The organism is Amorphus sp. MBR-141 (assembly GCF_053628695.1).
This window is the reverse complement of sequence record NZ_JBRJGW010000037.1, coordinates 1-24,787: the sequence shown is the minus strand read 5'-3', so window position 1 is coordinate 24,787 and position 24,787 is coordinate 1. Positions and strand designations below refer to the sequence as shown.

The following is a 24,787-nucleotide window of genomic DNA, read 5'->3' as shown; positions in this document are numbered from 1 at the left end:
ACTTGTCGGCCGAGCCGATCGTTGCTGGATCGCCAGCTTGGTGGACCGCTTCGCTCTCGGCGAGGGGTGCCACCTGCGATTACGCTAAGTGGTCCAGCACGTCCCGCACGCTGCCCATGCCGACCAGATGGGCGCACTCGTCGGCCAGGAGCTTGAGGCGCCGCGACCGTTCCTCCTGCCATCGCCGCCGCCGTTCGGCGTACGAGCCGATGGCCCAGGATGCGCCGACGAACAGCGCCATCGCCAGCGCCGCGATGGCGGCTTCGAAGAGCAGGCGGTTGAACCAGGGATCCAGCACCTCGTCCTGGGAGAGGCCGGCGTAGACCACCGCGGGGAACCCCGACACGGCCGAGTAGCCGGTGATCCGCCGAATTCCGTCGCTCGGATACGCCGAGATGAAGGTGCCTCGGTTGGCGTTCGGAAGCCGGGAGGTGAACAGTTCCCCCTTGGAGAGATCGGCGCCGATGAAGCTCTCGATCAGCGGGCTGCGGGCGATCAGAATGCCGGTGTCGCTGAACAGCCCGACGGCGCCGTCTCCGCCCAACCGCACGGTGCTGAAGAAATGGAGCAGGTAGTCGACGGGCAGCACGGCCCCGACCATGCCGGCAAAGCTGCCGTCCGGGTGTTCGAGCCGCCGCGTGAGATTGACGATCCATCGCCCCTTGGCAAAGCCCAGGCGCCCTTGCCGCGGCGGGCCGATGAACAGCCCATCGGCCCCCTCGGTCTGCTGGGCCTGAAACTCCGGGATGTCGTTCAGGGGCACGTTCTCGACCTGGGCGGTGCGGGAGCTCGCCACCAGGCGTCCCTCGGCGTCGAGAACGAAGTAGGCCACGGTGGCCTCCGACACGGCCTGGCGGCTCCTGAGGAGCTCGTGAAGGCTGAGCGGCCCGGCGGGAGCGTCCTCGAGAAGCCGATAGGCCTCCACGGTGTCGGCGACCGACACGAGGCCGAGGTCGATTCCCGCCAGCGTCTGGCGCGTGTGCTCGGCGAGCGCCGCGCTCAGGCTTCCAACCTGCTGCGACGCCGCCTCGAGGGTGTGGCGGCGGTCGTTCATCGCCTGCAGGAAGACGGCTGCCACCAGCAGCAGCGCCATGGCGGCGTTCGCCACAATCAGCAACCTGGTCACAGCACGCCTTTACCTTCGAAAGCCAGCCACACTGCGGGCGACGGTTCTGTTCGAGGCCGCGAAAATCGGCGCCCCGCTATCCCTGTTCGATGCCGAGAGAGTCCGATGCAGCCATCTGGAGGTCCGGTCGGTCCCCGCGTCCCTGCGCCGGGAGCCGCTTGGGACGTCCGGTCGCCACAATCGGCCGGGGCCCGCCCTCACATCCGGCACAATACATATCTGGCACAATGCAAGCAGGCGGGCCATAGTCGGACCACACGTGAACCTTCGGTTGGATCGGCCGCGGCCCATCGATTGACGTGGGTCGAGCGACCGCGCCCGGCAACCGGAAGGGACATGGCAGCGCGTAGACATCCCATGCGGCCGGGCAAACAGCCGGCCTCGAACTCCGGGGATAAGTGATGGCCGGTTCAGATTGCGCCCTTCGCCCCGCAGCGAGCGGTTACGGCGTGGAACGCAGCGCGATCTTCATGGATGACGACGCGGACATCTGCAACATCGCGACGTTCCAGCTGAGGGAAATCGGGATCGAAACCCGGTCCTGCTGCACGGCATCCGAGCTGTCCTCCTCCCTCGAAGCGCATCACCCGGATCTCCTTTTTCTCGACTTGTGCCTGGGCGCCACGGACGCGATCGAAGTCTTCGCCCTGCTGCGGGCGCATGCGTTCAACGGCGAAGTCGTGCTGGTCAGCGGCCAGAGCAGCCCTGTTCTGGAGCACGCCCGGCGCATCGGCACGCGCTCCGGCATCAACGTGACCGGCGTCGTGACCAAACCGTTCCGCCGGCCGGATCTGGAGAGGGTCGTCGCGCCCAAGCCGCTCGAATTTCCGGACACGTCGGTACCTTCGCCCCCGCTGGCGGAATCGGGCCTGCTCACGGCGGCCCTGACGGAGGGATGGATCGAGTTCTGGTGCCAGCCCAAGATCGATATCCTCACCGAAGACTGGATCGGAGGCGAGATGCTGGCGCGGATCCGGCATCCCGAGCGCGGCGTCGTTTCACCCGACGCCTTCCTGCCCGGCGCCGACGCGGACGATCTCTACCGGCTGGCGCTGCTCGCCTGCACCGCGGCGCACGATTTCTGGCTCGCCGCCTCGGCGGTCGGCCGGGAATTCACGCCTGCCATCAATCTGCCGGGCAATGCCATGCAGCACCCGACGCTGCTCAACGACCTGCGGGAGGTGCGCCGGCGGTTTCCCCGCTATCCGCGTCTCGTCCTCGAGGTCACGGAAACCGATCTGATCGAAGAATCCTCCGCTGCGGAGGAGTTCGCGACCCGCGCCGCCCTGCACGGGTTCAGCCTGTCGATCGACGACTTCGGCAGCGGCTACGCGACGTTCAATCGATTGCGCACGATGCCCTTCTCGGAGCTGAAGCTTGAGCGGGCGGTGGTGCACGGCTGCGCCGACGATCATGCCGCCGCCCGCATTTGCCGCGCCGCGGTCGAGCTCGGTCACGGGTTCGGCGCCAACGTGGTTGCCGAGGGGGTCGAGCGGCCGGAGGACCTCGCCGCGCTCCGGCGATGGGGCTTCGACATCGCTCAGGGGTACCTGTTCTCAAGGCCCCTGCCGATGGGCGAGTTCACGCGTCGCCTGGGAGCGATGGCCGCCACCGGCCCCTTCCGGCCGCTGGTTGAGTGACCCGCCCCATCGGACCCGAAGGCGGGACCCGGCCCCGGGAAGGTCCGGGAGCGGAACGCGACGCCGGGAGGCCATCGTGATCCAGGCAAGGAAACCGGACGGATGCTGAAGTCGCGGTCTCTCCGCTTCTGGGTGGGGCTCGGCATGATCGTCGCCGTGGCCCCGCTCGCGCTTTCGGCGGGGCTCGGCTATGTCCTCCTCCATCGAGGCGTGATCGCCCCGATCCACGATGTCGCGCTCCGGCAACGCGAACAGATCGGCCCGGTCCAGGATCTGCGGCTGTTGATCTGGGACGCCGTGATCCCCATCGACGAGTTCGTCGAGGACGCCGACGCGGCGCACGCCCAGGCCTACCGAGTTCTCCGCGCGCGGATCGAGAAGGGCTTCGTCACGCTGATCGAAGCGCTGGGCCACAGCGCCGCCACGCAGACGCTCGTCGAACGGGCCCGCGCCAGCTGGACCTCGGCCGACGAGCTGGCGAACGGCCTCATTTCGGTGTCCGGCCCTCAGGAGGCTGAGGCGATGGCGTCGCTGCAGCGCTTCCACGGCGAAATCCGCACCGCCTCCGATCGCTTGAGCGCCGTGTCGATGCAGCTGGTGGACGAAGTCGCGAAGGATCACGACCTCGCCATGCGCGCCTACGAGCGGTCGCTGTGGATCGCCGGCATCGCCGGAGCGATGTCGCTGCTCGCGATCGTCGCCGGCGTGACGCTGATCGGCCAGATCATGATCGCCAGCGTGAAACGCCTGGTCGACGGGGCAGAGCGCTTCGCCGCTGGCGACCGCGACCACCGCATCGAGGTCGCGGTGCCGCCGGAACTGCGCCGGGTTGCAGATCAATTCAACCGCATGATCGTGCGCATCCACGATTCGGAGGAGGCGCTGGCGGAACTGGCGCGGCAGGACACCTTGACCGGCCTGCCGAACCGCCGCGCGTTCGACGACGCCTTCGCCGACAGCTGGGCCCGGTTTCGCCGCAGCGACGCGCCGAGCTGCCTGCTGGCGCTGGACATCGACCACTTCAAGCGGATCAACGACACCTACGGCCATGCGGCCGGCGACGAAGCCCTCCGGCTGCTGGCCACCGTGATGCGGCAGAGCCTGCGGTCGGACGACCAGGCGTTCCGGACCGGCGGCGAGGAGTTCGCCATCCTCCTGCCGAACACCCGCCTTGCCGAGGCCTGCGAACACGCGGAACGGCTCCGTGAGGTCGTCGGCGCGGCCTCGTTCCCGTTCGGCCGTCACGAGATCGATCTGACCGTCAGCATCGGCGTCGCCGAGACCGCGCCGGACCTCGACGAGGCCGGGATGATCGAAGCGGCCGACAGGGCGCTCTACGCCGCCAAGCACGGCGGCCGGAACCGGGTGGTGGCGGCGGGCAAGGGGCGCGATCGGCACGGCGACGACGCGGCCTGAGCAGACCCGGCGGAGGCGGGCACCCACCGGCCTCTTCGCGCCGCTCGCCGGTGCCGTCCGCCCCCCGGCGGTCGGCGGCCGTCGGGCGCGCGCCCCTGCAGGAAGGGCTGGAATATAAGGATTCCTGAGGTACACTCCCGGCAACGACACGAGAGCCGCATCGGCGCGGCCAAGGGGAGGACGACCATGTTCGATCGATCGAGGGCCGCCACGCGGCGAACCCTGCTCGTCGGCTGCGCGGTGGCGATGCTCGCCCCGGCCGCGGCCGAAGCCCAGGAGGCCTCCGCCGGTCCGTGCGGCGGGCTGACGGCCGAAGCGATCGGCACGCCGAGGCTGGCCATCACCTCCGTCGAGCACGTCGCGGGGAGCGAGGAGACCACCGTCCCGCACTGCATCCTGCGCGGCACGCTCGACCAGCGCACCGGCGCGGGCGGCAAGCCCTTCGCCATCGGCTTCGAGATGCGCCTGCCGGACGACTGGAACGGCCGGTTCTTCCACCAGGCGAACGGCGGCGTCGACGGCGTCGTGGTGCCGGCCATCGGCAAGCTGCTCGGCGGCGACACCGGCGACAACGCGCTGTCGCACCACTACGCCGTCCTCAGCTCCGATGCGGGCCACGACACCAAGGCCTTCCCGGAATACGGGCTGGCGGGCGGCAGCGCCTTCGGCCTCGATCCGCAGGCGCGCCTCGACTACGGCTACCAGTCGACGCCCAAGCTCTACGCCCTCGCGATCGACGTCTTGAACGCCCGCTACGGCACCCCGCCGGCCTATTCCTACATGGTCGGCTGCTCCAACGGCGGACGCCACGGCCTGGTCGCCGCCGACCGCACCCCCGACCTCTACGACGGCATCCTGGCGGGCGCCCCCGGCTTCAACCTGCCGAAGGCGGCGCTGAAGGCTCCCGGCGACCTGCAGGCGGTCGCCCGCCACGGCCTGGAGCTCCGCTCGGCGTTCTCGCGCGACGACATGCGGCTGGTCGGCGACAAGGTGCGCGCGGCCTGCGACGGCCTCGACGGAGCGGAGGACGGCATCATCGGCGCCGTCCGCCAATGTCAGGCAACCTTCGATCCGGCCTCCCTCGCGTGCGGCACCGGCGGCACCGATTGCCTGTCGACGGCGCAGGTGGGCGCGCTGACGGAGATGCTGGCCGGCCCGGCGACCTCGGACGGCCGGCCGCTCTATGCGTCGTTCCTTTGGGACACCGGTCTCGGCGGCGAGAACTGGCGCCTGTGGCGGCTGGAGAGCAAGGTGAAGCCCTGGGACAACTACCCGCTGACGACGACGCTGGGCGGCGGCTCCCTGTCGATGATCTTCACCACCCCGCCGACGGTTGTCGAAGGCACGCCCGAGGCGCTGCGCGCCTTCCAGGCAGACTTCGACCTGGACAAGGACGCGGCGAAGCTCTCCGCCACCACCGCGGACTTTCCGGTTTCGGCCATGGCGTTCATGACGCCGCCCCATGCCGACGATCCGGAGCTCGCCGGCTTCCGCGACGCGGGCGGCAAGCTGATCCTTTTCCACGGGGTCAGCGACCCGACGTTCTCCCTCAACGACACCGTCGCCTGGTACGAGAAGCTGGACGCCAACAACGGCGGCGACGCGGCGTCGTTCGCCCGCCTCTATCCGGTCCCCGGCATGACCCATTGCTCGGGCGGGCCGGCCACCGACGACATCTCGCTGTTCTTCGACCTGGTCGACTGGGTGGAGAACGGCAAGGCCCCGGCGACCCCCGTCGCCTCCGCCCGCGCCGACAACCTCGAGGTCCCCGACGGCTGGAGCAGGACCCGCACGCGCCCGCTGTGCGACTGGCCGAAAGTCGCCCGCTACGACGGCAACGGCGACCTGGAAGCCGCCGCAAGCTTCCACTGCGAGTAGACCAGACCCGCCCGGAACGACGACGCCGGGGCCAGCCGCGACGGCCGGCCCCGGCGTCACCAACGGGCCGGCCCGGCGCGCCCCAGGCCCGCGGCGAAGATGTAGGCATTTATGGGAAATGCCTAACTTGCGTACACGCAATCGTTTGCATAGGCTTTGCCCCGTCATCACATGGAGGGGATTCATGAAGACACTCTGCGCCTCGGTCGCCCTGGCGGCGGGCCTTGCTTTCGCGAGCCACGCCTCGGCCGAAGAAACCGTTCGACTCACCATGTCGTCCAGTCACCCGACCGCCGTTGCCTGGGTCGGCGCGCTGAAGACGCACGTCGTCGACAACGCCAACACGCGCCTGGAGCAGATGGGCTCGGACTACCGGATCGAGTGGACGGAGGCGTTCGGGGGGGCGCTGTACGACTTCAACGACACGCTCGAAGCCGTCCAGGACGGGCTCACCGACATGGGCTGGGTTGGCTCGCTCTGGGAGCCGGCCAAGATGCCGCTCCAGAACATCATGTTCGCCACGCCGTTCGTCACCAGCGACACGGTGCTCGCCGTCGACGTCATGAACGAGCTGAACGACACCATCCCGGAGATGAAGGAGGAATGGGACCGCTACAATCTCGTCTTCCTCGGCGCCACGGTGTCGGACACCTACCACCTCTTCACCAAGTTCCCGATCGAGAGCCTCTCGGACCTCGAGGGCAAGCGCATCGTCGGCGCCTCGACGCTCGGCCCCTGGCTGGAGGGCACCGGCGCGGTTCCCGTCGCCGGCGGCCTGCCGACCTTCTACCAGCAGATCCAGACCGGCGTCGCCGACGGGGCGATCATCATCCCGACCGGCGCCTATTCGCTGAAGCTGCATGAGGTGGCCCCGCACATCACCCTCGTCGACATGGGTGTCACCACCATCGGCGGCCTCGCCGTCAACAAGGACACCTGGGAGAGCCTGCCGGAGGACGTGAAGACGGTCCTCGCCGAGCTCGGCCGCGAGTACAGCACCGTCCACGCCGAGCAGGTGGCGGCGCGCTACGACGGGTCGATGAAGAAGATGGCCGAAGAGGGCGCGATCATCGTCGAGCTGCCGGCCGCCGACCGCAAGCAGTGGGTGGAAAGCCTCGGCGACCTGTCGAAGACCTGGGTCGCCACCGTCGAGGAAAAGGGCCTGCCGGGCACCGAGATCCTGACCACCTACATGGACGCCATGCGGGCGGGCGGCGCCGAGCCGCTGCGCGACTGGGACAAGGAACTCTGAGCGGGCCCGTCCGACCGACGGGAAGGTGAAGGACGGCGCCCAGGTCGGTGAGGGTCTGGGCGCCGTCCGTTTCCGCGATTTGCCCGACATGCGGCACGCAGACCGCCGATCCCGCTGACCGGCAGGCGGCGTGTCCGGCGGTGCCGGACACCCGGGGGTGTCGCGTCGCCCGATTGCGGCACAGCCGATCCGCGACGGCAGTGCCGCCCACCGGCGCCGCGCCTTCCCTCCGCCCATCGCCCCTTGCCCGCCGGGGCACACGGCAAACGGAGCCCAGACACGTGTCCAGCCCCCCCGAGGCTCCGTCCGGAGCCGCGAGCCCGGCCCCCGCGCCGCCGCCCGAAACCGCCGCCGGCCGCCTGCTCGCGCTCGGCAACCGGCTGGTCGGTGTCGCGGCGACCACGTTCGCCACCGTGAGTGCGCTGTGGATCTTCGCCATGATGATCCTGGTGTGCGCCGACGTGGCGTCGCGCGGCATCGCCAACCGCCCGATCATGGGCGTCGCCGAAATCGTCTCCTATTCGGTGCCGAGCTGCGTCTTCCTGGCGATCGCCCTGTCGATCCGCACCGGCCGCTTCCTGCGCGCCGACTTCATCTTCGAGAAGGTCGAGCAGCGCTATCCCCGTGCCGGCGCGCTGTTCGACACGCTGTTCAGCTTCGCCGGCACCTGGGTCTTCTTCAAGGTCGCCGAAGGGCTCTGGCCGCGGGTGGTGCGGTCGTGGGTCAACGACGACTTCTTCGGCTCCGTCGGCACGTTCACGGCGCCGACCTGGCCGTTCTTCGGCACCATCTTCCTGGGCGCCTGTCTGGCCACGCTCCAGTTCGCGGTCCTCACGCTGGCCGCCGCCGGGAGTGCGGTCGGCAAGCGCTCCGCCCCGGAACCGGTCGCCGGCACGCTGCTCGTTCTCGGCTTTCTGGCGATCGTCGGCGGCGGGGCGGCGCTTGCCATCACCGGCGACCTGTCGCCCATCGATCTCGGTTTCGTCGCGCTGGCCGGCATGCTGTTCCTGGTGCTGGCCGGCCTCCACATCGCCAGCGCCCTCATCCTGCTCTCCTTCCTGGGCATCTGGCTGGTGCGCGACAACCTGCTGGTCGCCGACCGCTCGCTGGCGCTGGCCTCGATGGGCTCGATCAACTCCTACGGGTTCGGGGTGATCCCGCTGTTCATCCTGATGGGGCTGTTCGTCGACATCGCCAACGTCGGCCGCGACGCCTTCGCCGTGGCCGCGGGGCTGCTCCGCCGCATCCGCGGCGGGCTGGGCGTGGCCACCGTGTTCGCCAACGCCATCTTCGCCGCCATCACCGGCTCGTCGATCGCCTCGGCCGCCGTGTTCACCCGGGTCGCCACGCCGCAGATGATCGCGCACGGCTACACAAGGCGCTTCTCGGTCGGCGTCGTCGCCGGGTCGTCGGTGCTGGGCATGCTGATCCCGCCGAGCCTGCTTCTGATCGTCTACGGCCTGATCGCCGAGGTCTCGGTCGGCAAGCTGTTCACCGCGGCCATCCTGCCGGGACTGCTGCTCGCGGCCACCTTCTGCGCCACCATCCTGGCGATGGCCTGGCTGATGCCCGGCCAGGTCGGCCGCACCCGGCCGGCCGACGATCTGGAGGGCGTGTCGCTGCGCGACTTCACGCTCAAGCTGCTGCCGATCCTGTCGCTGATCGTGGTGGTCGTCGGCGGCATCTACGCCGGCTATTTCACGCCGACGGAATCGGGGGCGGTGGGGGCGGCCGGCGGCTTCCTGATCGCGCTGGCGCGGCGCGAGCTCACCTGGGGCCGGCTGCGCCAGGTGCTGCTGGAGGCGGCCGAGATCTCTGCCGCCATCCTGTTCCTGATCATCGCGGCCAATCTCTACAGCCGCATGCTGACGCTCACCACCATCCCCCAGAGCGTCGCCGGCTGGATCGTCGCCGCCGACCTCAGCCTGACCGCCTTTCTGGCGATCTACCTCGTCATCCTGATCGTGCTCGGCATGTTCCTGGACTCCGTGTCCATCATGCTGGTGGTGCTGCCGCTGATGCTGCCGGTTGTCGTCGCCCTCGACGGGGACCTGGTCTGGTTCGGGGTGGTCACCACCATCGCCGTGGAGATCGGGCTGCTGACACCGCCGTTCGGGCTGGCCGCCTACGTGGTGCGCGGCACGCTGCCACCGGGCACCGCATCGCTGGCGGAGATCTTCGCCGGCTGCGTCCCGTTCGTCGTCGCGATGATCCTGGTGACCATCGTGCTGATGGCGTTCCCGGCGATCAGCCTCGCCTTGCTCTGAGCGGGCGGGCCGGGCCGAAGGCGGGGCCGCGCCGTTCCCCGGGAACCGCGCGGCCCGGATCGCGCGCTACTTCTTCGGGAAAACCGCGATGGCGTCGATCTCGATGCGGGCGCCCGGCGTCGACAGCTGGTTGACGCAGACGGTGGTGCTCGCCGGCGACCAGTCGCCGAGGAACTCCGCCATCGTCTTGCTCATCACCTCGATCTCGCGCATGTCGGTCAGGTACTTGGTGAACTTGACCACATCGGTCCACGTCAGCCCCTGATGCTCCAGCAGCATCTGGATCGTCGACATGGCGAGCCGGGTCTGCTCGCGGATGTCGTTGGGGTGGTCGTGCTCGCTCCAGTCGTGCGGATGCTTGTGGTAGAGCGGCGACGGCGTCGCGCCGGAAATGAACAGGAGATCGCCCGGCGACTCCACGCGGATCGCCGGCGCGTACGGCATGTCGGCAACGCGGTCCGGCTCGGTGTGGATCTCTCCGATCGAGGGATTGGTGGGCGAACGGCGATACGCCGGAGCTCTTTCAGACATCCATCCAAACTCCGTTGAGGATTGGCGCGTGACCCCGCGCACCCCGTCAGCATCCCATCTGACGGCCGCTTCTGCAATCGATTGCCGCCCTCACCGGCCGAGGAATGCTCCCGCCGCGCCGCTGCCCCGCCCGGCCGGCCGGATCAGCGCGTGTCCGGGACGCGGCGGTCGGCGGTGTCGGTGCGTCCGATCGGCGTGTCGGCGGAGAACGGCAGCCGCTTGGCCTCGCCCAGATACAGGCTGGCGCCCTGCGCGGTGAGCCAGCAGGCCATCGCCCACGCCGCGCCGAGGCACCAGCCGGCGAGCACGTCGGTCGGCCAGTGGACGCCGAGATAGACCCGGCTCAGCCCGATCACCAGCACCAGCATCACCGACACCGACACCGTATAGATCTTCAGCACCCGGCTGGGCTGCACCCGCGCCAGCAGGGCGCCGATGGTCAGGTAGGTCACCGCGGAAATCATCGCGTGGCCGCTCGGCAGGCTCATGCTGTGGACGTCGACGAGATGCGCCACCAGATCCGGCCGCGGCCGGGCGAACGCCTTCTTCAGCACGGTGTTCAGCAGGGTGCCGCCGGCCAGCGAGACGATCACCAGGATCACCGACGGCCAGCGCCGCAGCACGACCAGGTAGCCGACGACGATCAGCCCGATCAGCGTGATGACGGTGAAGCCGCCGAGCGCCGTGATGTCGCCCATCGCCATCTCCAGCGCCGGCGGACCGATCGGGTCGGCCGGGTCGGCGGGCGAGCGCAGCGCCAGCATGATCCTCTCGTCGAACTCGTGGGAATCGCCCTCGAGCACCTCGTCGACGATCGCCGCAAACCCCCAGAGCCCGGCCGCCACGACCAGCAGCGCCGCCAGCAGGACGAACTCGGTCCAGCCGACGCGGGCGCGCACGAGGGTCATGGCGTCCCGGTAGACGGCGTGCAGGCGGGATCGGGCGGCAGGCGTCTCTGGCATGGGTCCTCGCGGGTCGGGCCGGGGTCCGGCGGGATCGATCGTCCCCCTTGATACAGGCCGGAGCGGAATGAGGAAACGTCGCGCCGGCCTGCCGGCCGCCCGCGGCCCGGGCCGGCGCCCGCTCCGCGGCGTCCGGATTGATCCGGCGCGGCCGGTAGACTAACCAAGACGGGCGTTTCGCCCGGCTTTTCGGGCAACCGGCGCCCGGCCCCCGCGGCCCGTGGCGCGCCCACCGAATTCGAAAGGCCACGTTGCCCGCCATGACCGTCCGCCTCCACGACCGCGATCTTCCCGAGCCGATGGGCGCCGTCACCAGCGTCGCGATCGACACCGAGACGATGGGCCTGAACCCGTTCCGCGACCGCCTGTGCGTGGTCCAGCTGTCGACCGGCGACGGCAACGCGGAGCTGGTGAAGATCGCCCAGGGCCAGGACAGCGCCCCCAACCTCGCCGCGCTGCTCGCCGACCCGTCGGTGGTCAAGCTGTTCCACTTCGCCCGCTTCGATCTCGGCATCCTCTACAAGACCTTCGGAGTGATGCCGGAGCCGGTCTACTGCACCAAGATCGCCTCGCGGCTGGTGCGCACCTACACCGACCGTCACGGCCTGAAGGACCTTGCGCGCGAGCTCGCCGAGGTCGACATCTCCAAGCAGCAGCAGAGTTCCGACTGGGGGGCGGCGACGCTGTCGGAGGCGCAGATGGCCTACGCGGCCTCGGACGTGCTCTATCTGCACACGCTGAGGGAGCGCCTCGACGCCATGCTCGCCCGCGAGGGCCGCACCGGGATCGCGCAGAAGTGCTTCGACTTCCTGCCCACCCGGGTGCGCCTCGACCTTGCCGGCTTTGCCGACGACGATATCTTCGCCCATTCGTGACGGCCCGCGCCGTCGGGGCGCAAACGCGGCCCCGGTGGGCCACCGGGGCCACAACGCCGAAAGAGACGATGAGCGTCAGCCACAGCGGAACGGGAGCCTACGGACAGCCGAGCAGCGCCGCGCACCAGCGCCGCGCGCGCTCCTCCGCGCGCCGTCACACGCGCGTCGTCAAGACCCTGCGCGTGCTGCTGCCGCTCGGCGGCGTCGCCATCGTCATCGTCCTGTTCGGCACCGCGCTGCTGAAGTCGCTGTCGCCCCTCAACTCCATCGGCAACATCGACGTCACCAGCGAGGGGCTGGTGATGAACGATCCCAACCTCGCCGGCCGGCTGAACGACGGCCGCGCCTACAAGGTGAGCGCCGCCAAGGCGGTGCAGAGCTTCGCCGACACCTCGCGCATCACCCTCAGCGACCTTCTGGCCACCCTCAACGTCAGCGACGAGCAGACCGTCGAGGTCAACAGCCGGGGCGGCGTGTTCGACACCGACGAGGAGTGGATGACGCTCTCCGACGGCATCGTGCTGACCACCACCGACGGCTACCGGGTGGATCTGTCGACCGCCCGGCTCGACTTCAAGAACGGGTCGATGGTCAGCGACGACCCGGTTAAGATCCAGTCGGAGACCTTCGACCTCACTGCCGACACGGTGAACATCCAGGACGAGGGCAAGGTCGTCCGCTTCGTCGGCAACGTCCACACGACGATCCACCGGAACCCAGAAAGCCAGTGATGACCTTTCCCCGCATGACCTTTCTGCTCTCCGTCCTGCTCTTCGCGGCCGCCACGGCCACGGCCGGCGCGCAGACCTTCGAGACCGGCTTCTCGGGCCTCGGCGGCGAATCCGAAGACCCGATCAACATCGAGTCCGACGAGCTGGAGGTCCGCGACCAGGAGGGCATCGCCATCTTCGACGGCAACGTCATCGTGATCCAGGGCGCCTCGAAGCTGCGGGCCGCCAAACTGATCGTCCACTACGACGGCGGCGGACAGGCCGGCAAGAAGCTCGAGGGCGGGAACAAGCCGGCGGATGCGGAGGCGCCGAAGAGCTCGGGGCTGGGCGGCGGCGGCCAGCAGATCTCCAGCCTGGAGGCGATCGGCGGCGTGGTCGTCACCAGCGAGGACCAGACGGCGACCGGCGACACCGGCAACGTCGACATGAAGACCAACATCATGGAGCTGATCGGCAACGTCACGCTGACCCAGGGGCCGAACGTGGTGAACGGCGACAAGCTGATCGTCAACCTCGACACCGGCAACGCCAAGGTGCTGTCCAACTCCCGCGTCCGCGTCCTGCTGGTGCCCAACAGCACCAAGGAGCAGTAGGCCGTCCCGGGTCGGCGCAGCCCCGTCAGTCGATGGGAATGCGCGGCGCGCGCTTGGCTTCCCGGATGGTGAGCGCCGTGCGCACCGTATCGACGTTTTCCACAGCCACGAGATGATCGAGCACGAAAACGTGAAAGGCGGACAGGGTCGGCGCCACGCAGTCCAGGATGAAGTCGATGTCGCCGGACATCAGCCAGGCCGTGCGGACGATTCCCCAGTCCGCGATCTGCGCCTCGAAGGCGCGCAGGTCGGCCTCGCCCTGGTGGTGAAGGCTGACCATCGCGAAGGCCGAGATGTCGAAGCCCAGCGCGTGCTCGTCGAGCACCGCCCGGTAGGCGCGGATGACGCCGGCCTCCTCCAGCGCCCGCACCCGGCGCAGGCAGGGCGGCGCGGTGATGCCGACGCGGCGCGCCAGCTCCACGTTGGTCATGCGGCCGTCTTCCTGAAGCTCCCTCAGGATTTTCCAGTCGACCACGTCGAGCCGCACGTTCATCCCGTTCCGCCTTCGCTTCCGTTGCGTGTCCGTCCCCCATCAACCCGACAGCGGCCGGCACCGCAAGCGGTCGCGGCCCGCGGTCCCGTCCGATGAGCGCGCCGCGCACCCTCGTCCTCGTCCCCGCCGGCAAGATGGGCCACGAGGTCCAGTGCGTCGGCGTCGCCGAACGCCTCGGCGCCGTGCCGGTCGTCGAGCGCGTCGTCCTGCGCCCGCCCTGGTCCTGGCTCGCCCCGCATGGCCCCGCCGCGCCGCACCTGCGCCCCCTCCTCTCGACCGACGCCGACCTGGTCCTCGCCTCCGGCCGCCAGGCGATTCCGCTCGCAAGGGCCATCGCGGCGCGCCCGGCGCCGCGCCCGTTCGTCACCGTCCTCCAGGCGCCGCGCGTCGCCGCCGGCGCCTTCGACCTGGTCTGGGCCAACAGCCACGACCGGATCGCCGGCCCCAACGTGCTGCAGTCGGTGACCAGCCCCAACCGCCTCACCGTCGACGGCCTGCGCACCGCCGCCGGCGCCCTGGAAGCCCGCCTGGCCGACCTTCCGAAGCCGTGGGTGGGCGTGCTGGTCGGCGGCACCAGCGGCAGCTACCGCCTCGACGAACCGGACGCCGCGGCGCTGGGCGCGGCGCTGGCCGACTTCGCCGCCCGCCACGGCGTCAGCCTCGTCATCACGCCGTCGCGCCGCACCGGCGCGGCCAACGTCGCCGCCCTCGCCGCCGCCCTCGCCGCGACCCCGCATTTCTTGTGGCGCGGCGATGGCGACAATCCGCTGATGGGCATTTACGGTTGTGCCGACGCGTTTGTCGTGACGTGTGATTCGGTGAACATGATCGGCGAAGCCGCTTTTACGGGGAAGCCGATCCTGGCCTGGCCGCTTCCCGGCGGGCGCGCCAAGTTTCGCCGCTTTCATGAGGCGATGGTCGCGCACGGCGCGCTGCGCTGGTTCGACGGAACGCTGCCCGCGGCCGACTACGCGCCCCTCGACGCGACCGGCCTGGTTGCGGAGGCGGTCCGCGCGGGCCTGTCGCAGCGCGGCGAAACGGCGCCGGCGGCCCGGCCGGCGGCGCCTTGACATCGGAGCCTTTTGCGATCAGGTCAAACCATCTGATCGGAAAAAGCACCAGATTCAATGCCTTGAGCCGTTCCAGTTCGTTCCGGGCGCGTCGGGTTGAACGAACGGGAACGCCTCGAGGATCCGACCGCCGTCATTCGGGCGGTTTCGAACTGCGACCCCATATAGGGGGGCGCGGACGGGAGGCGACTGGCGTTCAGAGGGACGCTCTGGAGGCGCCTCCGATTGTGACAGGGAGACTGGGCGATGGGCGATGCGCTCCACACGAAGCTTCTGATCGTCGGGTCCGGCCCGGCCGGCTACACCGCCGCCATCTACGCGGCCCGGGCCATGCTTGAGCCGGTCATCGTCGCGGGCATCCAGCCCGGCGGCCAGATGACCATCACCACCGACGTGGAGAACTATCCGGGCTTCGCCGACGTCATCCAGGGCCCGTGGCTGATGGAGCAGATGCGCGAGCAGGCCGAGCACGTCGGCACCCGCATTCTCTACGATCTCATCACCTCGGCCGACCTGTCGAAGCGGCCGTTCACGCTGCAGAGCGATTCCGGCACGGTCTACACCTGCGATGCGCTGGTCGTGGCCACCGGCGCCCAGGCGAAGTGGCTGGGGCTGGAATCGGAGACCCTGTTCAAGGGCTTCGGCGTGTCGGCCTGCGCCACCTGCGACGGCTTCTTCTACCGCGGCAAGGAGGTGCTGGTGATCGGTGGCGGCAACACCGCGGTCGAGGAGGCGCTCTACCTCACCAACCACGCCAGCAAGGTCACGCTGATCCACCGGCGCGACCACCTGCGTTCGGAGAAGATCCTGCAGGACCGGCTGTTCAATCACCCGAAGATCGAGGTGATCTGGGAGACCGTGCTGGACGAGGTGCTGGGCGGGGGAGCCCCGCCGACGGTGACCGGCGCGCGCCTGAAGAACATCCGCACCGGCGAGACCCGCGACCTGTCCGTCGACGGCATCTTCGTCGCCATCGGCCACCAGCCGGCGACCGAGGTGTTCAAGGACCAGCTCAAGCTGAAGCCGTCCGGCTACATCTGGACCGCGCCGGATTCCACGGAGACCAACATCTCCGGGGTGTTTGCGGCCGGCGACGTGACCGACGAGATCTACCGCCAGGCCGTCACGGCCGCCGGAATGGGCTGCATGGCGGCGCTGGAGGCCGAGCGCTTCCTGGCCGAACACGCGACCGACGCGGCGGAAGCGGCCTGATGCGACGCCGGTGCAAGCCGGCTGCGCCACGATCGGGTCGGGCGACCCGGGCAGGATGAGGACAGGCGGCAACCGGCTTCCGTTCACGTCCCGCTTGAGCTGAACAGGGAGATCACGGTGAACGGCGGGTCCATACGGACCCGGCCCGCCGGGATCCGGGGACGATCGCCAGGGGCGGCGGCAGCAGGGTTGGATGGACTGGGACAAGCTCAAGGTCTTTCACGCGGCGGCCCAGGCGGGCAGCTTCACCCACGCCGGTGAAGCGCTCAACATGAGCCAGTCGGCGGTGAGCCGGCAGGTGTCGGCGCTCGAGCAGGAGCTCGGCGTGCCGCTGTTCCATCGCCATGCGCGCGGCCTCGTCCTCACCGAGCAGGGCGAGCACCTGTTCCGTACCGCCCGCGAGGTCGTCATGAAGCTCGACGCCGTGCAGGCGCGGCTGACCGATTCCCGCGACCTGCCCACCGGCGTGCTGCGCGTCACCACCACCGTCGGCCTCGGCTCGTCCTGGCTGGCGGCGCGCATCAACGAGTTCGTCGATCTCTACCCCGAAGTGCAGTTGCACCTCATCCTGCAGGACGAGGAGCTGAACCTGAACATGCGCGAGGCGGACGTCGCCATCCGGCTGCGCCAGCCGGTGCAGCCGGACCTCATCCAGCGCCGGCTGTTCACCGTCCACCTCCACCTCTACGCTTCGCCCGGCTACATCAAGCGGTTCGGCACCCTGGAGTCCCTCGAGGATCTCGACAAGCACCGGATCGTCACCTTCGGCGAGACCGGCCCGACCTACCTGCGCGAACTCAACTGGCTGGAGACGGCCGGCCGGGGCTCCGAGCAGCCGCGCAAGCCGATCCTCAAGATCGACAACGTCATCGCCATCAAGCGCGCCGTGAACCGGGGCGTCGGCGTCGCGCTGCTGCCGGACTACCTGATCGAGCCCGATTCCGGCCTCGTCCGGCTGCTGCCGGAGGAGACGCTGCCGAGCTACCAGACCTATTTCGTCTACCCGGCCGAGCTGAAGACCACCGCCCGCGTCCGCGCCTTCCGCGACTTCCTCGTCGCCAAGGCCGAGGCCTGGACCTACTAGCAATCCCGGGGAGACCGGTCCCCGGGGTCTTCCGCGTGCCTGCAGGCGAAACCTGGGCGGTGCCGACAGCCAGAACTTTCCGGGCGCGGCGTCGTTAGGCCGGTCATGACGCCGTTCTGGAAACTGTCAGGCGCCGGCTTCGCCGCGACCGCCATCACCTACGGTCCGGCCCGCATGGGGTTCGGCCTCTTCCTGCCGGAGCTGCGCTCGGTCTTCGCGATCTCGACCGAGACGGCCGGGCTCGTCTCGAGCCTGGGATTCGTCGGCTTCTTCGCGGCCCTGCTGATCTCGCAGGCAATGACGACCCGGAAAGGACCGCGCCTTCCGGTGGTGGCCGGACTGTCCGCCGCGACCCTGGGGCTCGGGATCGCCGCGGCCGCTCCCAATCTGCCCGTGCTCGCCATCGGCGTCGTGTTTGCGATGTCGAGTGCCGGCTTCTCCTGGACCCCATTCAACAACGCGGTGCAGAGGTCGGTGGAGGACTGGTCCAGACCGGCGGCGCTGTCATCTGTCAGCACCGGCACCAGTCTCGGAATCGCCGCCGCGGGCGTCACGGCGCTCGCCATGAGCCTGGGCGGGGTCTCGTGGCGCCTCTGCTGGGCCGCGTTCGCCGTCGGCGGTGCGCTCGCGCTGCTCGGCAACTGGGCGGCGCTGAAGGAGGTGGCCGGAACGCCCGGCGCCGGGCCCCGGCAGCCGTGGAGCGTCCTGCGCACGGCGTCCGCGGTCCCGATGCTGGCGCTGGGCCTCTGCTACGGCGTCACCTCGGCGATCTACATCTCGTTCGCGGCCGATCACGTCGCGCAGGCCGGAGGGGCGGCAGGCCTTCCGTCCGGCGCATCCGGCGGCCTCCTCTTCGTCTGCTACGGTCTCTTCGGCGTTCTCGGACTGTTCACCGGACGCCTCAAGCGGGCGATCGGCCTGCCCTGGCTGCTGCGGTTTCTGATGGTGGCCTGCGCCCTGTCCTTCGGCCTCGTCGCCGCCTGGCCGACCGCCGGGGCGGCGCTGGCCCTGGCGGCGGGGCTCCAGGGCCTCTACGTCATGATGATGAGTGCCGTCCTGTCGTTCTGGTCGGCGAGGCTCTTCCCGGGCCTGCCCACCCGGAGCTTCACGGCCGTGCTTCTCGCCGTCGCCGCAGGCAGCGTCATCGGGCCGGCCGCCGCCGGGTTCGCTTCCGAGGCGCTCGGCGCTGCCACCCTGTTCTTCGGGACTGGCGCGCTTGCGCTCGCAACGGCCGCGTGCATCCGGACCAGCAGCATCCGGGAGGAGCCCGAGCCGATCGCTGTCCCTGTGCCTCCGGTGCATTCTACCCGCTGCGGTCCTTCAGGCTCCTCGTCATCAGGAGGGACGAACGCGCCTCAGGCCTCTCCATCGGAGACCGTTTGGCCGAACAGGGCGACCACGCTGTGAGGCGCGGCGTCGCCGAAGAACAGCGCGAGGTTCCGGGCGGATTGTCCGGCCACGTCGGCGCTGCGGGGAAAGAGGTCGCTTTCATAGGCGGCGAGCGCGGTTTCAGGGTCATCCCGCATGGCGACGATCGCCTTGGCCAGTTCCGCGCCGTCATACATCGCAAGGTTTGCCCCCTCGCCTGAGAAGGGGGACATCACATGCGCCGCATCGCCCACAAGGGTCACGCCCGGCACACGCGTCCAGCGAAGTCCGACCGGGAGCGCATGGATCGGGCGAAGGATCGGTGTGGTTTCGCCGTCGTTGATGAGGGCGACGAGTTCGGGCGCCCATCCATCGAACTCGCCCGCGACACGGGCCAGACCGGTGCCGGCATTGCCGAAATCCAGGTCGCGGAACCAGTCCTCGGGCCTGTTCAGGGCGACATACACATGCAGGCTGCCGTCGGTATTCCGGTGCGCCAGGATCCCCTTGCCCGGAGCGACCGCCATCAGCGTCCCGCCGCCGATGGCGTCCGCGCTGAGCTTGTGGCGCGCATCGCCCTCGAAGAGGAAGATCTCGACAAACGAAGTGCCCGTGTAGGCGGGCCTGGCTTCGGTGAGAAGCGGGCGAACCTTCGACCATGCGCCGTCGGCGCCGACGAGCAGCTCGGCCATGACCATCTCGCCGTTGGCGAAGGTGATGTCGTGCCGTCCGCCTCCGCGCGCCACAACGGAGGTGACCTTGTGACCCCACCGGATCGTCTGCCGGGGGAGCGAGTCGATCAGCAGCCGTCGAAGATCGCCCCGATCGACTTCCGGGCGGTCGCCTCGTTGGCTGCCGGGCTTGTCGAACAGGACATGGCCCCCCTTGTCGACAATGCGCTTGGCGTCTTCCCCCGGGCGGATCAGGTCGAGAAACGCGTCGAAAAGGCCTGCGGCCTTGAGGGCAAGCTGACCGTTGTGTTCGTGGATATCGAGCAGTCCACCCTGCGGTCTTGCGCGCGTCGCGGCCTCCGCTTCGTAGATCGTGCTTGGGATGCCGTGGACATGCAGGACGCGGGCAAGCATCAGCCCGCCAAGGCCGGCGCCGACGATGGTGACTGGACGTCGCATAAGCGTGCTCCTGTGGTCGCCGACCGGCGGCGCACACGGGCGCTTACGGCGGCGGTCGCCTGAGAAGTCAGGCGGTTGTCTTCGGAGACGCTGGCCGAACCGAGCGAGGCGCCCGGCTGGCGTGTATGCGACGGCCTGGAGACAGGCGGTCGTTTTTCGCGACGAGGCGTCTATACATCCGTTTGCGGCCTTGGAGAAGCGCCCCCCGACCAGGCGGCCGGCCAGTCAGGTTCCGGCGCCGGGGCTCGACGTCGCCGTCCCGCGTCATCTCAAGGCCGACATCGCGGGCGTCGGGCGGGGCTCCGGCCCGCTCCTCCGTCCACCGCGGCGCCGTTGCATCTGGACGCCGCCCCGCTCGGCGGCGTATCAGGGCCCTATGAGTTCCATGTCGGCCGCCCGCCCGTCCTCCCGCGTCGACCTCGTCGACGTCCTGCGCGGCATCGCGATCGCCGCGATGGTCGTCTACCATTTCTCCTGGGATCTGGGCTTCTACACCTTCGTCGACTGGCCGGTGGAAACCGGCACCGGCTGGCGCTGGTTCGCCCACCTGATCGCCGGCAGCTTCCTCGTGCTGGTGGGCGTCAGCCTGGTGCTCGCCCACCGCAACGGCATCCGCTGGCGCACCTTCTTCAACCGGCTGGCGCTGATCGTCGCGGCCGCCATCGCGGTGTCGGTGGGCAGCTACCTGCTGTTCCCCGAGGCGTGGATCTATTTCGGCATCCTGCACTGCATCGCCGCCGCCAGCCTGCTGGCGCTGCCGTCGGTGCGCGCCCCCGTCGCCGTGCCGGTCCTCCTCGCCGTCGCGTTCTTCGCCCTGCCCCACGTGTTCCGCGCCGACCTCTTCAACGCCGCCTGGCTGGCCTGGGTCGGGCTCGGCACGCTGCCGCCGCCGCCCGCCAACGACTACGTGCCGGTGTTCCCCTGGGTCGGCTGCGCCTACGCCGGGGTGGCGCTCGGCCGCCTCGCGCTGATGCTCCGCGCCCGCGAGGCCTGGGCCGGCTGGCGCGCCCGCGACCCGGTCAGCCGCGCCGTCGCCTGGTCCGGCCGCCAGTCGCTGTGGATCTACCTCGCCCACCAGCCGATCCTGCTCGCTTTGCTCGGCCTCCTCGCCCTCGGCTTTCCGCCCCAGCACACGGTGAACCCGGCCGACCGCGCCAGCTTCCTCGACGCCTGCGAGCGCCAGTGCGCGCCGATGCTGGGCGCCCGCCAGGAGTGCCAGGCGATCTGCTCCTGTGCGGCCGACAACATCGAGCAGGCCGGGCTGTGGGAGCGCACCATCACCCAGAGCCTCAACGCCACCGACCAGGACCGCGTCGACGCCATCGTCGACGCCTGCGGCACCCAGGTCCGCGAGACGCTGCCGGTGAGGTAGCCCCTCACGTGCGCCGATGGTGACCGGCCACACTCCCGCAGCGCGCGACTGCGCGCCGGCCGGAGGCCGCGCCCGCGCAGCCGCGAGCTTTAGCTCGCTGGCGTGAGCGGCAACTAACCGCCCGGCGCTCCCCTCCATCCCATCCGTTCACGATTCACCCCTTTCCTCGCCGCGCCGTCCGGCCCATATTCGGGCCATGTCCGACAGCTCCCCGCCTTCCCGACGACCCTCCCCGCGCCGCGCCGATCCCGACCGGCGCGACGGCGACGCGCGCGCCCCCGGCTTCGGCGAGGCGCCCCAGGCCGGCTTCGATGCGGGTACCCCGCTCACCGGCCCGGTGAGCGACTGGGCCCGCCAGATCGAGGACCACGCCGACGACGTCCCGCCGTTCGCCGAGGCGCCCGAGCCGGCGCCCGCGAAGGCCAGGGCCCGGGACACCGCCAAGCCGAAACCGAAGAAACCCGCGCCGAAGAAGCCCGACACCGGCGGCAAGACGGCGCGCGGCACCTCCACCGGCGGCAAGGCCACGGCCCGGGACCGCGCCGCCGGCGGGCTCAACCCCGTCGCCGGCCTCGACATCGGCCTGGAGGACGCGGAGGCGCTGCCGGATTCCGCCGTGACCAAGACGGTGGCGGCGCTGGAGCAGCTCATCCAGGAGGGCCGGCCGGAGTTCCAGGACGGCACCTGGGTGCCACATCGCCCACCCCGCCCGGAGAAGTCCGAGGGCGGCCGGCCGTTCGTCCTGAAGTCCGAATACGAGCCGAAGGGCGACCAGCCCACCGCCATCGCCGAGCTGGTCGCCGGCGTCGCCGATCAGGAGCGCATGCAGGTGCTGCTCGGCGTCACCGGCTCGGGCAAGACCTACACCGCCGCCAAGGTGATCGAGGCGACCCAGCGCCCGGCCCTCATCCTCGCCCCCAACAAGACGCTGGCGGCGCAACTCTACGGCGAGTTCAAGAGCTTCTTCCCGGACAACGCGGTGGAGTATTTCGTCTCCTACTACGACTACTACCAGCCGGAGGCCTACGTCGCCCGCACCGACACCTACATCGAGAAGGAATCGTCGATCAACGAGCAGATCGACCGGATGCGCCACTCGGCCACCCGCGCCCTGCTGGAGCGCGACGACGTCATCATCGTCGCCTCGGTCTCCTGCATCTACGGCATCGGCTCGGTGGAGACCTACACGGCGATGACCTTTTCGATCCAGGTCGGCGACCGGGTCGACCAGCGCCAGCTCCTCGCCGACCTGGTGGCGCTCCAGTACAAGCGCTCGGACATGAACTTCATCCGCGGCACCTTCCGGGTGCGCGGCGACACCATCGAGATCTTCCCCGCCCATTACGAGGACCGCGGCTGGCGCGTCTCGCTGTTCGGCGACGAGGTGGACTCGATCACCGAGTTCGACCCGCTCACCGGCCACAAGACCGACGAGCTGGAGTTCGTGAAGGTCTACGCCAACTCCCACTACGTGACGCCGAAGCCGACCCTCAACCAGGCCACCAAGGCCATCAAGGCGGAACTCCGCGCCCGCCTCGCCGAGCTCAACGACGCCGGCCGCCTGCTGGAAGCCCAGCGGCTGGAGCAGCGCACCCGCTTCGATCTCGAGATGATGGAGGCCACCGGCTCCTGCCCCGGCATCGAGAACTATTCGCGCTACCTCACCGGCCGCCAGCCCGGCGAGCCGCCGCCGACGCTGTTCGAGTATCTCCCCGACAACGCCCTCGTCTTCGTCGACGAGAGCCACGTCACCATCCCGCAGATCGGCGGCATGTACCGGGGCGACTTTCGGCGCAAGGCGACGCTGGCCGAGTTCGGCTTCCGGCTGCCGTCGTGCATGGACAACCGGCCGCTGCGCTTCGAGGAGTGGGACGCCATGCGGCCCCAGTCGGTGGCCGTCTCCGCCACCCCCGGCTCGTGGGAGATGGACCAGTCCGGCGGCGTCTTCGTCGAGCAGGTCATCCGCCCCACCGGGCTGATCGATCCGCCGGTGGAGATCCGCCCGGCCCGCCACCAGGTCGACGACCTGCTCGGCGAGGTGCGCGAGGTGGCGCTGAAGGGCTACCGCTCGCTGGTCACCGTGCTCACCAAGCGGATGGCCGAGGACCTCACCGAATATCTCCACGAGCACGGCGTGCGGGTGCGCTACATGCACTCCGACATCGACACGCTGGAGCGCATCGAGATCATCCGCGACCTGCGGCTGGGCGCCTTCGACGTGCTGATCGGCATCAACCTTCTGCGCGAGGGCCTCGACATCCCCGAGTGCGCGCTGGTCGCCATCCTCGACGCCGACAAGGAGGGCTTCCTGCGCTCGGAGACGTCGCTGATCCAGACCATCGGCCGCGCCGCGCGCAACGTCGACGGCCGCGTCGTCCTCTACGCCGACCGCACCACCGGCTCCATGGAGCGGGCGCTGTCGGAGACCGAGCGGCGCCGCGAGAAGCAGCTCGCCTACAACGCCGAGCACGGCATCACGCCGGAATCGGTGAAGCGCTCCATCGGCGACATCCTGGATTCCGTCTACGAGCGCGACCACGTCCGCATCGACACCGGCATGGCCGAGGACGGGGCCCGCATCGGCCACAACCTGGAAGCCACCGTCCAGGACCTGGAAAAGCGCATGCGCGACGCCGCCGCCAACCTGGAGTTCGAGGAAGCCGCCCGCATCCGCGACGAGCTCAAGCGCCTGAACGCGGCGGCCCTCGCCTACGCCGACGACCCCGGCACCCTCAAATCCCGCCCCGGCTCCGCCGGAAGGGCGGGGTCCGGATCAGCGGGGTCGAGTGCCGATGGGGAGCCGAAGACGCGGGCGCGGAAAAACACGCTGGACGAGATGACGGTGGGCCGGACGGAAAAGCCGAAGCGGAGAGGCCCGCTGCCGAAGCGGGAGCGGTAGGGGGCGGCGTCTCTCCGCCTTGCCCCACACTCCGCTCATTCCCGCGATCTTGCCCCTCACTCCGCTTATTCCCGCAAACTTGCCCCAACCTCCGCTCATTCCCGCGAAGGCGGGAATCCATAGGGAATCAGCCGGCTTCCAAGGCGCCGGCCACCGGGCCCATACCCTTCGGTCCGGAGTGTCTCCAGCCCGACCGCCAGACCAGACCTCACGTCAGGTGCCCCAAACCACCGCCCTATGGATTCCCGCTTTCGCGGGAATGAGCGGAGTTTGGATTGACCTCCGTGCCCCAAGCGGCGCCCGAACGCGCCACCCGCCCCGCCTCAATTCTGCAGCGTCTCGTAGAGATCCCCCCACTCCGGATTCATGCGCTGGATCAGTTCGATCTTCCAGGACCGCCGCCATTTCTTGATCTGCTGCTCGCGCTCAAAGGCCGCCGCGCGGCTGTCGTGGACCTCATACCAGACGAGCCGGGTGACGCCGTAGGCCTTGGTGAACCCCGGCCGCACCTTCTCCCGGTGCTCGTGCACACGGCGCGCGAGGTCGTCGGTCATGCCAAGATAGAGCGTGCCCGAAGTGCCGCTCGCTAGGAGGTACGTGTAGAAGGCCATGGCGGGAGCTTACGCGCTTTCAGTCGCCGGGTGGCGCCATCAGGCGCCCACCCGGCAAGCTCAACGAATGGATTTTCGCTTCCGCGCCCGCCCCAACCTCCGATCATTCCCGCGAACTTGCGACTCACTCCGCCCATCCCGCGATCTCGCCCCTCCGACCTCCGCTCATTCCCGCAATCTTGCCCCACACTCCGCTTGTGTCTGATTTGTGTGGTTTGATTGAGCGTCGGGAGGCGTGGCGACGCCTCCCGACGCGGTCAGGTGGCCGTCTCTCCGC

General features: G+C 69.7%; 20 protein-coding genes. 14 read left to right on the top strand and 6 right to left on the bottom strand.

Annotated elements, in window-relative coordinates; all coding sequences use genetic code 11:
- Positions 1 to 79 precede the first annotated feature (79 nt).
- A complete protein-coding gene (locus ACSSVZ_RS26160) occupies positions 80 to 1,126 on the bottom strand; it encodes a cache domain-containing protein (RefSeq protein WP_453973804.1) in 1,047 nt (348 codons plus the stop codon).
- A 449-nt stretch (positions 1,127 to 1,575) separates the two neighbouring features.
- Between ACSSVZ_RS26160 and ACSSVZ_RS26155 the strand changes: the two genes are divergently transcribed.
- From ACSSVZ_RS26155 to ACSSVZ_RS26135, 5 genes are all read left to right on the top strand, one after another.
- Positions 1,576 to 2,766, top strand: coding sequence for an EAL domain-containing protein (locus tag ACSSVZ_RS26155; protein WP_453973803.1), 1,191 nt, complete (start codon positions 1,576 to 1,578; stop codon positions 2,764 to 2,766).
- Between the two features lie 102 nt (positions 2,767 to 2,868).
- Positions 2,869 to 4,182, top strand: coding sequence for a diguanylate cyclase (locus ACSSVZ_RS26150; RefSeq protein WP_453973802.1), 1,314 nt, complete (start codon positions 2,869 to 2,871; stop codon positions 4,180 to 4,182).
- Positions 4,183 to 4,368: 186 nt separating this feature from the next.
- Positions 4,369 to 6,060: a tannase/feruloyl esterase family alpha/beta hydrolase gene (locus ACSSVZ_RS26145; protein WP_453973801.1), complete on the top strand. Its 1,692-nt coding sequence runs from the start codon at positions 4,369 to 4,371 to the stop codon at positions 6,058 to 6,060.
- Between the two features lie 184 nt (positions 6,061 to 6,244).
- Entirely contained in the window at positions 6,245 to 7,312 is a 1,068-nt protein-coding gene (locus tag ACSSVZ_RS26140; RefSeq protein WP_453973800.1) for a C4-dicarboxylate TRAP transporter substrate-binding protein, read from the top strand.
- A gap of 281 nt (positions 7,313 to 7,593) precedes the next feature.
- Entirely contained in the window at positions 7,594 to 9,579 is a 1,986-nt protein-coding gene (locus ACSSVZ_RS26135) for a TRAP transporter large permease subunit (RefSeq protein ID WP_453973799.1), read from the top strand.
- 66 nt (positions 9,580 to 9,645) lie between these two features.
- On the opposite strand, the gene ACSSVZ_RS26130 is transcribed toward ACSSVZ_RS26135, so the two are convergent.
- A complete protein-coding gene (locus ACSSVZ_RS26130) occupies positions 9,646 to 10,110 on the bottom strand; it encodes a RidA family protein (RefSeq protein ID WP_453961600.1) in 465 nt (154 codons plus the stop codon).
- 143 nt (positions 10,111 to 10,253) lie between these two features.
- Entirely contained in the window at positions 10,254 to 11,072 is an 819-nt protein-coding gene (locus ACSSVZ_RS26125; protein ID WP_453973798.1) for a phosphatase PAP2 family protein, read from the bottom strand.
- A 260-nt stretch (positions 11,073 to 11,332) separates the two neighbouring features.
- Here ACSSVZ_RS26125 and ACSSVZ_RS26120 point away from each other — a divergent pair, with 260 nt between their 5' ends.
- From ACSSVZ_RS26120 to ACSSVZ_RS26110, 3 genes are all read left to right on the top strand, one after another.
- Positions 11,333 to 11,947, top strand: a complete 615-nt coding sequence (locus tag ACSSVZ_RS26120) for a ribonuclease D (protein ID WP_453973797.1) — start codon at positions 11,333 to 11,335, stop codon at positions 11,945 to 11,947.
- Between the two features lie 68 nt (positions 11,948 to 12,015).
- Complete coding sequence (gene lptC / locus ACSSVZ_RS26115) at positions 12,016 to 12,678, top strand: LPS export ABC transporter periplasmic protein LptC (protein ID WP_453973796.1); 663 nt, start codon at positions 12,016 to 12,018, stop codon at positions 12,676 to 12,678.
- Complete coding sequence (locus ACSSVZ_RS26110; RefSeq protein ID WP_453973795.1) at positions 12,678 to 13,271, top strand: LptA/OstA family protein; 594 nt, start codon at positions 12,678 to 12,680, stop codon at positions 13,269 to 13,271. Before lptC ends, ACSSVZ_RS26110 begins: the two co-directional genes overlap by 1 nt.
- 25 nt (positions 13,272 to 13,296) lie before the next feature.
- On the opposite strand, the gene ACSSVZ_RS26105 is transcribed toward ACSSVZ_RS26110, so the two are convergent.
- Entirely contained in the window at positions 13,297 to 13,764 is a 468-nt protein-coding gene (locus tag ACSSVZ_RS26105; RefSeq protein WP_453973794.1) for an Lrp/AsnC family transcriptional regulator, read from the bottom strand.
- A gap of 92 nt (positions 13,765 to 13,856) precedes the next feature.
- On the opposite strand from ACSSVZ_RS26105, the gene ACSSVZ_RS26100 reads away from it, so the two are divergent.
- From ACSSVZ_RS26100 to ACSSVZ_RS26085, 4 genes are all read left to right on the top strand, one after another.
- Positions 13,857 to 14,834 (top strand): mitochondrial fission ELM1 family protein, encoded by a 978-nt coding sequence (locus ACSSVZ_RS26100; protein ID WP_453973793.1) that lies wholly within the window; start codon positions 13,857 to 13,859, stop codon positions 14,832 to 14,834.
- Positions 14,835 to 15,080: 246 nt separating this feature from the next.
- Positions 15,081 to 16,046: a thioredoxin-disulfide reductase gene (trxB, locus tag ACSSVZ_RS26095; protein WP_453973792.1), complete on the top strand. Its 966-nt coding sequence runs from the start codon at positions 15,081 to 15,083 to the stop codon at positions 16,044 to 16,046.
- 193 nt (positions 16,047 to 16,239) lie between these two features.
- On the top strand, positions 16,240 to 17,130 hold the full coding sequence (locus ACSSVZ_RS26090; protein WP_453973791.1) for a LysR family transcriptional regulator: 891 nt from the start codon (positions 16,240 to 16,242) through the stop codon (positions 17,128 to 17,130).
- Between the two features lie 105 nt (positions 17,131 to 17,235).
- Positions 17,236 to 18,537, top strand: a complete 1,302-nt coding sequence (locus ACSSVZ_RS26085) for an MFS transporter (protein WP_453973790.1) — start codon at positions 17,236 to 17,238, stop codon at positions 18,535 to 18,537.
- Here the strand turns inward: ACSSVZ_RS26085 and ACSSVZ_RS26080 are convergent.
- Positions 18,486 to 19,628: an FAD-dependent oxidoreductase gene (locus ACSSVZ_RS26080; protein ID WP_453973789.1), complete on the bottom strand. Its 1,143-nt coding sequence runs from the start codon at positions 19,626 to 19,628 to the stop codon at positions 18,486 to 18,488. The genes ACSSVZ_RS26085 and ACSSVZ_RS26080 overlap by 52 nt on opposite strands.
- A 376-nt stretch (positions 19,629 to 20,004) precedes the next feature.
- Between ACSSVZ_RS26080 and ACSSVZ_RS26075 the strand changes: the two genes are divergently transcribed.
- Together ACSSVZ_RS26075 and uvrB are read left to right on the top strand one after the other, a co-directional pair.
- On the top strand, positions 20,005 to 21,000 hold the full coding sequence (locus ACSSVZ_RS26075) for a heparan-alpha-glucosaminide N-acetyltransferase (RefSeq protein WP_453973788.1): 996 nt from the start codon (positions 20,005 to 20,007) through the stop codon (positions 20,998 to 21,000).
- Between the two features lie 196 nt (positions 21,001 to 21,196).
- Entirely contained in the window at positions 21,197 to 23,899 is a 2,703-nt protein-coding gene (gene uvrB, locus ACSSVZ_RS26070) for an excinuclease ABC subunit UvrB (protein ID WP_453973787.1), read from the top strand.
- Between the two features lie 323 nt (positions 23,900 to 24,222).
- On the opposite strand, the gene ACSSVZ_RS26065 is transcribed toward uvrB, so the two are convergent.
- Positions 24,223 to 24,510 carry a GIY-YIG nuclease family protein gene (locus ACSSVZ_RS26065; RefSeq protein ID WP_453973786.1) on the bottom strand — a complete coding sequence of 96 codons (288 nt, stop codon included), beginning with the start codon at positions 24,508 to 24,510 and terminating at the stop codon, positions 24,223 to 24,225.
- Positions 24,511 to 24,787 lie beyond the last annotated feature (277 nt).